Origin of the sequence: Exiguobacterium sp. SH0S1 (genome assembly GCF_004337165.1) — a bacterium.
GTDB lineage: Bacteria > Bacillota > Bacilli > Exiguobacteriales > Exiguobacteriaceae > Exiguobacterium > Exiguobacterium aurantiacum_A.
In genome coordinates, this window is record NZ_SJVC01000009.1 from 16,220 (window position 1) to 25,784 (window position 9,565).

Annotated in this window: 14 protein-coding genes; all 14 read right to left on the reverse strand. The window is 46.8% G+C overall.

What is annotated here, in order from left to right; all coding sequences use genetic code 11:
• Nucleotides 1–13: 13 nt before the first annotated feature.
• A complete protein-coding gene (rpsQ, locus tag EVJ20_RS14225) occupies nucleotides 14–274 on the reverse strand; it encodes a 30S ribosomal protein S17 (RefSeq protein ID WP_016508930.1) in 261 nt (86 codons plus the stop codon).
• A gap of 33 nt (nucleotides 275–307) precedes the next feature.
• Nucleotides 308–511: a 50S ribosomal protein L29 gene (gene rpmC / locus EVJ20_RS14230; RefSeq protein ID WP_016508900.1), complete on the reverse strand. Its 204-nt coding sequence runs from the start codon at nucleotides 509–511 to the stop codon at nucleotides 308–310.
• Nucleotides 498–935 (reverse strand): 50S ribosomal protein L16, encoded by a 438-nt coding sequence (gene rplP, locus EVJ20_RS14235; RefSeq protein WP_016508922.1) that lies wholly within the window; start codon nucleotides 933–935, stop codon nucleotides 498–500. The genes rpmC and rplP overlap by 14 nt, the downstream gene beginning before the upstream one ends.
• Nucleotides 936–967: 32 nt before the next feature.
• Nucleotides 968–1,612 carry a 30S ribosomal protein S3 gene (rpsC, locus tag EVJ20_RS14240; RefSeq protein WP_035386108.1) on the reverse strand — a complete coding sequence of 215 codons (645 nt, stop codon included), beginning with the start codon at nucleotides 1,610–1,612 and terminating at the stop codon, nucleotides 968–970.
• Between the two features lie 13 nt (nucleotides 1,613–1,625).
• On the reverse strand, nucleotides 1,626–1,958 hold the full coding sequence (gene rplV, locus EVJ20_RS14245) for a 50S ribosomal protein L22 (protein ID WP_021066609.1): 333 nt from the start codon (nucleotides 1,956–1,958) through the stop codon (nucleotides 1,626–1,628).
• Between the two features lie 20 nt (nucleotides 1,959–1,978).
• Nucleotides 1,979–2,254 (reverse strand): 30S ribosomal protein S19, encoded by a 276-nt coding sequence (gene rpsS, locus EVJ20_RS14250; protein WP_012727673.1) that lies wholly within the window; start codon nucleotides 2,252–2,254, stop codon nucleotides 1,979–1,981.
• 66 nt (nucleotides 2,255–2,320) lie between these two features.
• Entirely contained in the window at nucleotides 2,321–3,151 is an 831-nt protein-coding gene (gene rplB, locus EVJ20_RS14255; protein WP_070329243.1) for a 50S ribosomal protein L2, read from the reverse strand.
• Between the two features lie 34 nt (nucleotides 3,152–3,185).
• Nucleotides 3,186–3,467: a 50S ribosomal protein L23 gene (gene rplW, locus EVJ20_RS14260; protein ID WP_024372184.1), complete on the reverse strand. Its 282-nt coding sequence runs from the start codon at nucleotides 3,465–3,467 to the stop codon at nucleotides 3,186–3,188.
• Nucleotides 3,467–4,090: a 50S ribosomal protein L4 gene (gene rplD, locus EVJ20_RS14265; RefSeq protein WP_070329244.1), complete on the reverse strand. Its 624-nt coding sequence runs from the start codon at nucleotides 4,088–4,090 to the stop codon at nucleotides 3,467–3,469. The genes rplW and rplD overlap by 1 nt, the downstream gene beginning before the upstream one ends.
• A gap of 28 nt (nucleotides 4,091–4,118) precedes the next feature.
• Nucleotides 4,119–4,745: a 50S ribosomal protein L3 gene (gene rplC, locus EVJ20_RS14270; RefSeq protein ID WP_016508913.1), complete on the reverse strand. Its 627-nt coding sequence runs from the start codon at nucleotides 4,743–4,745 to the stop codon at nucleotides 4,119–4,121.
• A 61-nt stretch (nucleotides 4,746–4,806) separates the two neighbouring features.
• Complete coding sequence (rpsJ, locus tag EVJ20_RS14275; RefSeq protein ID WP_016508894.1) at nucleotides 4,807–5,115, reverse strand: 30S ribosomal protein S10; 309 nt, start codon at nucleotides 5,113–5,115, stop codon at nucleotides 4,807–4,809.
• A 380-nt stretch (nucleotides 5,116–5,495) separates the two neighbouring features.
• Nucleotides 5,496–6,005, reverse strand: coding sequence for a hypothetical protein (locus EVJ20_RS14280; protein WP_131508702.1), 510 nt, complete (start codon nucleotides 6,003–6,005; stop codon nucleotides 5,496–5,498).
• 97 nt (nucleotides 6,006–6,102) lie between these two features.
• The gene (gene tuf / locus EVJ20_RS14285; protein WP_131508704.1) at nucleotides 6,103–7,290 is read right to left on the reverse strand and encodes an elongation factor Tu; all 1,188 of its coding nucleotides are present in this window, start codon (nucleotides 7,288–7,290) and stop codon (nucleotides 6,103–6,105) included.
• A 113-nt stretch (nucleotides 7,291–7,403) separates the two neighbouring features.
• Entirely contained in the window at nucleotides 7,404–9,482 is a 2,079-nt protein-coding gene (gene fusA, locus EVJ20_RS14290) for an elongation factor G (protein WP_131508706.1), read from the reverse strand.
• Between the last annotated feature and the right edge of the window lie 83 nt (nucleotides 9,483–9,565).

Consider the following 9,565-nt stretch of genomic DNA (forward strand, 5'->3'; position numbering starts at 1 on the left):
ATCCGAACTGTTATTAGATGATTACTGATTCTTCTACTACTGTTACGAGACGGAAACGTTTGTCTTTAGAAAGCGGACGTGTTTCCGCGATGCGGACCACATCGCCTACTTTAGCGACATTGTTCTCATCGTGCGCTTTAAATTTCTTCGTGTAGTTTACACGTTTTCCATAAAGCTTATGACGTACTTTTGTTTCAACTGCAACGACGATCGTTTTGTCCATTTTGTCAGACACGACGCGTCCAGTGAGTACTTTACGCTTATTGCGTTCCATGAGTGTTACCTCCTCTTCAATAATCCGATTAGATTAGCCGTTGTTGATGCCGAGTTCGCGTTCACGAAGAATCGTTTTAGCACGCGCAATCGACTTGCGTACTTCACGGATACGAGCAGGATTCTCAAGCTGACCTGTAGCTAATTGGAAACGAAGGTTAAAGAGTTCTTCTTTCCACTCGCCTACTTTACCGTTGAGCTCTTCATTTGTTGATTGACGGAGATCAGTTGCTTTCATTCGTATCACCACCATTTTCTTCACGTTTCACGAACTTACATTTCACTGGAAGTTTGTGCGCTGCAAGGCGAAGTGCCTCACGTGCGACTTCCTCAGATACACCCGCGATTTCGAACATTACTTTACCAGGCTTAACTACAGCTACCCAGCCTTCTGGAGCACCTTTACCCGAACCCATTCGAACTTCGAGAGGCTTTTTAGTGTACGGCTTGTGTGGGAAGATCTTGATCCACACTTTACCGCCACGTTTCATATAACGTGTCATTGCGATACGTGCTGATTCGATTTGACGGTTTGTGATCCAGCTCGCTTCGAGCGATTGGAGACCGAATTCACCGAAATGTACTGTTGTGCCGCGTTTTGCATTTCCGCGCATTTTACCACGGTGTACACGACGATATTTCACGCGTTTAGGTAACAACATAGTGTGTTGCCTCCTTCCTGAAAGAGTGTTTATTATTTAGTGTTTTTTGTTGGAAGAACTTCTCCGTGGTAAAGCCATACTTTAATTCCGATTTTACCATAAGTTGTGTCAGCTTCAGCTGTTCCGTAGTCGATATCGGCACGGATTGTATGAAGCGGAACTGATCCTTCTGAGTACTTCTCTGAACGAGCGATATCAGCGCCACCAAGACGACCAGAAACTTCTGTTTTGATCCCTTTGATGCCAGTGCGCATCGAACGTTGAATTGACTGTTTCATTGCACGACGGAATGACACACGGCCTTCCAATTGACGAGCGATGTTTTCAGCAACAAGCTTAGCGACTGCATCCGCGTTTTTCACTTCAACAACGTTGATGTGAACACGTTTGCCTTCAGCAAGCTTTGTGATATTTTTACGGAGTGACTCGATTTCCGAACCACCTTTACCGATGACCATACCTGGTTTCGCAGTGTGAAGCGAAATGTTTACGCGGTTTGCAGCGCGTTCGATTTCAACTTTAGCCACACTAGCATCCTTCATTTTGTTTTCGATGTATTCACGAATAACGTAGTCTTCATGAAGGAGATCTGCGTAGTCTTTCTCAGCGTACCAACGCGAATCCCAGTCTTTGATAACACCAACGCGAAAACCGTGCGGATTTACCTTTTGACCCACTACATATCCCTCCTTATTTCTCAGTTACCACGATGTGAATGTGGCTTGTGCGTTTGTTAATACGACTTGCGCGACCCATCGCACGTGGGCGGAAGCGTTTGAGTGTTGGACCTTCGTTGACGAAAATTTCAGATACAACAAGGTTCTCAATGTTCATATCGTAGTTGTGCTCTGCGTTAGCGATCGCTGATTTTAATACTTTTTCAACGATTGGCGACGCTGCCTTGTTCGTGTGAGCAAGGACAGAGAGCGCTTCGCCGACTTGTTTCCCGCGAATTAAGTCTACAACGAGACGTGCTTTGCGAGGAGCAAGACGGACCATATTAGCTGATGCTTTAGCTTGCATGGATTTGACCTCCCCTCAGATTACCGTTTCGTTTTCTTGTCTGATCCGTGACCTTTGTACGTGCGTGTTGGAGCGAATTCACCAAGTTTGTGACCGACCATGTCTTCTGTCACGAATACTGGTACGTGTTTACGACCATCGTGTACACCGAACGTGTGACCCATGAATTCTGGGAAGATTGTCGAGCGACGTGACCAAGTTTTGATGACTTGCTTCTCACCAGATTCGTTAAGTTTGTCAACTTTAGCGAGCAAATGGTGATCTGCGAATGGACCTTTTTTCAAGCTGCGACCCATGATAGAACCTCCCTTTGGAATGATTCGGGAACGGCTCTTTCGAACCGCCCAAGAATCATGTGATAATTATTTCTTACGACGACGAAGGATGTACATGTCGCTCGATTTGTTTTTCTTACGAGTTTTGTAACCAAGAGCTGGTTTACCCCAAGGAGTAAGTGGGCCCGAACGACCGATTGGCGCACGACCTTCACCACCACCGTGTGGGTGATCAACTGGGTTCATTACAGAACCACGTACTGTTGGGCGTTTGCCTAACCAACGTGAACGTCCTGCTTTACCGATGTTTACGAGTTCGTGTTCTTCGTTACCAACTGAACCGATTGTAGCGCGGCAAGTGCCGAGGAACAAGCGTGATTCACCTGATTGAAGACGAACGATGACGTACTTGCCGTCACGTCCTTGGATTTGTGCCGATGCACCAGCCGCACGAACAAGCTGACCGCCTTTACCAGGCTTAAGCTCGATGTTGTGGATAGTAGTACCGACAGGGATGTTTACGAGTGGAAGAGCGTTCCCCACTTTGATATCCGCTTCAGGACCAGACATGATTTCCATGCCTACTTTGATGCCCTTAGGAGCGAGGATGTAACGTTTCTCACCATCTGCATAGTTGATGAGGGCGATGTTAGCTGAACGGTTTGGATCGTATTCGATCGTAGCAACGCGTCCGATGATAGCATCTTTGTTACGTTTGAAATCGATGATACGGTATTTGCGTTTGTGCCCGCCACCTTGGTGACGTACAGTCAAACGACCTTGGTTGTTACGACCGCCTTTTTTCGAAAGCTTTTCAGTTAACGATTTCTCAGGACGGTTCGTTGTGATCTCTGCAAAGTCGAGAGATGTCATGTTACGGCGACCGTTAGTGGTCGGCTTAAACTTTTTAATTGCCATCGAGGATTCCCTCCTTTTCTTCTAAGGTAGTAAATTAACCGAGGAAGTCGATTGTGTTGCCTTCAGCAAGAGTTACGATCGCTTTTTTACGACGCGATGTGTAACCAGAGTGACGACCGACACGTTTCGCTTTCGGTTTCATGTTCATTGTGTTTACCGAAGCAACTTTCACGTTGAAAATTGTTTCGATAGCGTGCTTCACTTGTGATTTAGTCGCTTTAACTTCGATCTCGAAAACGTATTTGTTAGCTTCCATGAGGCTAACTGAACGCTCAGTGATGATCGGACGTTTGATGATATCGTATGCTTGAGCCATTATGCAAGCACCTCCTCTACCTTCGCAACCGCATCTTTAGTGAAGATGACTTTATCGTTAGCAATGAGGTCAAGAACGTTAACGCCCGCTGCCTCGATTACAGTCACTCCTGGGATGTTACGAGCTGCGAGAGCGATAGTCTCATTGTAGTCCGCTGTGACTACAAGAGCCTTACGTTCTACTGATAGGCCAAGAAGTACTGCGACCATATCTTTTGTTTTTGGTGCATCGAAAGCAAGGCCTTCGAGGACGATCATTTCGTTGTTTTGTACTTTCGACGACAAAGCCGAGAGAAGTGCAAGACGACGAACTTTTTTAGGAAGCTTGTAAGAGTATGAACGTGGAGTTGGACCGAAGACTGTTCCACCACCAACCCATTGTGGTGAGCGGATCGAACCTTGGCGCGCACGACCAGTTCCCTTTTGTTTCCATGGTTTACGGCCGCCACCGCGTACTTCCGAGCGACCTTTCGTATCGTGAGTACCTTGACGGCGTGATGCTTGTTGCATGACGATCGCGTCATAAAGTACTGATTCGTTTGGCTCGATACCGAAAATGGCTTCAGCCAATTCGATTTCGCCAACTTGTGAACCTGTTTGGTTTAGCAAAGCTACTTTAGGCATTCGTAATTCCTCCTTTCCGTGCAGTTAATTAGTTACCTTTGACAGCTGTCTTGATGATGACGTTCGATTTACGAGCGCCTGGGATTGCGCCTTTAACGAGTACAAGGCCGCGTTCCACGTCAACTTTGACAATTTCAAGGTTTTGAATCGTTTTACGCTCGCCACCCATTTGACCAGGAAGAAGCTTCCCTTTAAATACGCGGTTAGGCGCTACAGGACCCATTGAACCAGGGCGACGGTGGTAACGCGAACCGTGGGACATTGGTCCACGTGATTGTCCGTGACGCTTAATCGCACCTTGGAATCCTTTACCTTTTGAAGTACCTGTTACGTCCACTAATTCACCTGCAGCGAAAATGTCCGCCTTGATCTCTTGACCGATTTCGTATCCTTCTACTGAAGTACGAATTTCTTTCATGAAGCGCTTAGGTGTCGCGCTTGCTTTCGCAGCGTGACCTTTTGCCGGTTTGTTTTGACGTGATTCTTTGATGTCTCCAAAACCGAGTTGAACTGCTTCGTAACCGTCTGTTTCAAGTGTTTTAACTTGAAGCACGACGTTTCCTTCGACAGCAACTACTGTTACCGGTACGACTTCGCCTGCTTCGTTGAAGATTTGAGTCATACCAAGTTTTGTTCCTAAGATTCCTTTAGCCATGAGATACACCTCCTGTTTAATAATTATTGTCTCTTCTGGCTAGTATCTACTATATGAAGAATTAAAGTTTGATTTCGATGTCAACACCTGATGGTAATTCGAGACGCATAAGCGCATCAACCGTTTTTGGTGTTGGGTTAACGATGTCGATCAAGCGTTTGTGTGTACGCATTTCGAACTGTTCACGAGCATCTTTATACTTGTGGACCGCACGAAGGATCGTGTAGATCGATTTGTCAGTTGGAAGCGGGATTGGGCCCGAGACCTTCGCACCTGAACGTTTCGCAGTTTCAACGATTTTCTCAGCTGATTGATCGAGAACGCGATGGTCGTATGCTTTTAAGCGAATACGGATTTTTTCATTTGCCATGTAAGTTTCCCTCCTTTGTCGCCTACTTTTAAAAATAGACAGTTCTCAGCGGAAATTTCCACACCGGCCATGGCAAAGCTGCCTGGCGTGTCATAACCTCCCGCTTCATCGCAGCGTGCTTGTGTCAGCAGAGGCATCCGATCATTGCAAATCAACGATAGAACCCAGTTTCTGCTGTAAAGTCTCTCACCACTCGCACAAACACTTAATCATTATATCGAATCTGCAAAACAAATGCAAGATTTGATTTTTTTCGATCGTGCCGGATGTCTGATGAGTTGTTCAACGTTCACTAATGTAACAAGATTCGAACCCTTTTGCAAGTTCTTTTCCTTCTTTTGTTGAACTATTTTTCAAAAGGAGGCCCATGCCAACTCTTCCTAGCGTTTCATATACTCTTTAAACTGCTCAGTGACGGCTTCGACGACCGATGCCGGAGCTCGTTTCAAACACGTTTGCACAATCGAGTTGTTGAACGGGTGCGTCATAAAGTATTCGTGCAGCTTGTCGACTTTCTCTTCCCGCCCCATCACTGAATAGAGGACGACCCACTCTTCAAGATGCATCCAACTCTCGTCCGGTTCAATGTAAGGATGCGTATAAATCCCGTCCGTGCAACGCATCCGAAAACTAGCCATCACGTCGATGTCCTGGCCTTCAAACGTATATTCGCCAAAGTAAGTCGTCATATACTCGTCGTGCGGACCAGACTCTTCTTTTTTTCCGGCACGGCTGAGCACACGGTCAATCGTCTCGAACTGGTCAGGCTCAACGAACAGATCTAAGTCACGCGCCGTCTCGACGATCCCGTGATGCTTGAGTAAACTTGACCCGCCAAAGCGACAGGCAACGCCGTTCAACCGGCAAAGCGTCTCCATTTGCTTTTCCATCATCGATTCTCCTTCCTACAATCCTATCTCCTATCCTATCACTTCGTTTCAAAAAACAAAAAAGCAGCCCGCAAATGCGGACTGCTTAAGACATCGATTACTCGATGATTTCTGTTACCGAACCAGCACCTACAGTACGGCCACCCTCACGGATTGAGAAACGTGTTCCGTCTTCGATCGCGATTGTAGAAATCAATTCGATCGTCAACTCGATGTTGTCTCCTGGCATTACCATTTCAGTACCTTCTGGAAGGTGAACGATACCTGTTACGTCAGTTGTACGGAAGTAGAACTGCGGACGGTAGTTCGCGAAGAATGGCGTGTGACGGCCACCCTCTTCTTTAGAAAGAACGTAGATTGAAGCTTTGAATTTAGAGTGCGGAGTGATTGTACCTGGTTTAGCAAGTACTTGTCCACGCTCGATGTCTTCACGTGATACACCACGGAGAAGAGCACCGATGTTGTCGCCAGCTTCTGCATAGTCAAGAAGCTTACGGAACATCTCTACACCAGTACATACAGTTTTCTTAGTTTCTTCTGTAAGACCAACGATTTCAACTTCGTCGTTGACGCGGAGAATACCACGCTCAACACGACCAGTCGCTACAGTACCGCGACCAGTGATTGAGAATACGTCCTCAACTGGCATCATGAAGTCTTTGTCCGTGTCACGAACAGGCTCAGGGATGTACTCATCAACTGCGTTCATGAGTTCCATGATTTTTTCTTCCCATTGTGCTTCGCCGTTAAGCGCGCCAAGAGCTGAACCTTTGATTACAGGGAGGTCGTCGCCTGGGAAGTCATATTCAGAAAGAAGTTCACGGATTTCCATCTCAACGAGTTCGAGAAGCTCTTCGTCGTCAACCATGTCAACTTTGTTCATGAATACTACGATGAAAGGAACACCTACTTGACGTGAAAGAAGAATGTGCTCACGTGTTTGTGGCATTGGGCCATCTGTTGCCGAAACAACGAGGATCGCGCCGTCCATTTGTGCAGCACCAGTGATCATGTTTTTAACATAGTCAGCGTGACCTGGGCAGTCAACGTGTGCGTAGTGGCGTTTTTCAGTTTCGTACTCGATGTGAGCTGTTGCGATTGTGATACCGCGCTCGCGCTCTTCTGGAGCACCATCGATTGCGTCAAACTTTGTAGCTGTTTTCCCTTGTGCTTTTGAAAGTACAGCTGAAATCGCTGCAGTCAAAGTTGTTTTACCGTGGTCGACGTGGCCAATTGTACCAACGTTAACGTGCGGTTTAGAACGGTCGAATTTTTCTTTACCCATTCTAGATTCCTCCTCTATAGACAATTAATTTTTATTTAACTAGGAAGACGTAGGCTACTTTTAACATACGTCCTCCTTAGCTTACAACAATCATTTCAGCGTTACAACCGTTATTAGCCGTTCGCTTTTTTGATGATTTCTTCTGCAATTGACTTCGGTACTTCTTCATAGTGGTCGAAGTGCATCGAGTACGTTCCACGTCCTTGCGTACGTGAACGGAGTGACGTTGCATATCCGAACATTTCTGAAAGTGGAACCATCGCTTTAACGACTTGTGCGTTACCGCGAGCTTCCATACCTTCTACGCGTCCACGGCGTGACGTGACGTCACCCATGATGTCTCCCAAGTATTCTTCTGGGATGACAACTTCAACACGCATCATTGGCTCAAGGATGACAGCTTTCGCTTGTTCCTTAAGTTGTTTGACCGCCATCGAAGCAGCAACTTTAAACGCCATCTCGTTCGAGTCGACATCGTGGTACGATCCGAAGACGAGGGCAGCTTTAACGTCAACTACTGGGTAACCAGCGAGGATACCGTTTTCGAGAGCTTCTTGAATACCGTTTTGAACAGCCGGTACGTATTCACGTGGAACAACACCACCGACGATCTTGTTCTCAAATTCGAATCCTGCACCTTCTACGTTCGGTTCGAATTCAACGACAACGTGACCGTACTGACCGCGTCCACCCGACTGACGTACGAATTTCGAATCGATCTTCGCAGCGCTACGGATTGTCTCACGGTAAGCAACTTGTGGTGCACCGACGTTTGCTTCGACTTTGAATTCGCGACGCATACGGTCAACGAGGATATCAAGGTGAAGCTCACCCATACCAGAGATGATTGTTTGACCAGTCTCTTGGTTTGTTTCAGTGCGGAAAGTTGGATCCTCTTCTGCGAGTTTCGCGAGGGCTTGACCCATCTTGTCTTGGTCTGCTTTCGATTTAGGTTCGATCGCGACCGAGATAACCGGTTCTGGGAATGTCATTGACTCGAGAACGACGTTGTCTTTCTCTGAGCAAAGTGTGTCACCAGTCGTTGTATCTTTAAGACCAACAGCAGCGGCGATGTCACCAGCAAATACCATTGGAATTTCTTCACGGCTGTTTGCATGCATTTGAAGGATACGACCGAGACGCTCGCGCTTCCCTTTAGTCGAGTTCTTCACATACGAACCAGCTTGTGCTGTACCAGAGTACACACGGAAGAATGTCAATTTACCGACGTAAGGGTCAGTCATGACTTTGAACGCAAGTGCCGAGAACGGCGCTTCGTCAGAAGGTTCACGCGTGATTTCTTCTTCTGTATCGAGGTTAACCCCTTTGATTGACTCGACATCAACTGGTGATGGGAGGTAATCAACAACAGCGTCCAACATTAATTGAACACCTTTGTTTTTGAAGGCCGAACCGACAAGTACAGGGTAGAATTCAACGCTAAGTGTTGCTTGACGAATACCAGCTTTGAGTTCTTCGATTGAGATCTCTTCGCCTTCGAGGTATTTCATCATCAAATCTTCGTTGTAGTCCGCAACGCCTTCGATCAAGCGACCGCGAAGTTCTTCAGCTTGGTCAGCCATATCAGCTGGGAAGCCTTCTGTTACTTCGATGTCAGTACCGAGGTCGTTCGAGTACATGTATGTCTTTCTTTCAACGAGGTCGATGATTCCTTTGAATTCATCTTCTGCGCCGATTGGAAGTTGGATCGGGTGTGCGTTAGCGTGTAAACGCTCGTGAAGTGTTTTCACCGAGTACAAGAAGTCCGCACCAATCTTATCCATCTTGTTGACGAATACGACACGTGGAACACCGTATGTCGTCGCTTGACGCCATACAGTTTCTGTTTGTGGTTCAACACCTGACTGAGCGTCAAGTACAGCAACTGCGCCATCAAGTACACGGAGTGAACGTTCAACTTCAACTGTGAAGTCTACGTGTCCAGGTGTATCGATGATGTTTACACGGTGGCCATTCCACTGTGCAGTCGTCGCTGCAGAAGTGATCGTGATTCCACGCTCTTGCTCCTGCTCCATCCAGTCCATTTGTGAAGCTCCTTCATGAGTTTCACCAATCTTGTGGATACGACCTGTGTAATAAAGAATACGTTCAGTTGTAGTCGTTTTACCGGCATCGATGTGAGCCATGATCCCGATGTTACGAGTATTCTTTAGGGAGAATTCTCTTGCCATACTGGGTATTCTCCTTCCGCATGTGTTTTTCGTGTGCTGGCACACGATATGATTATACCCGAAAGCCACTCCATTAAGCCACC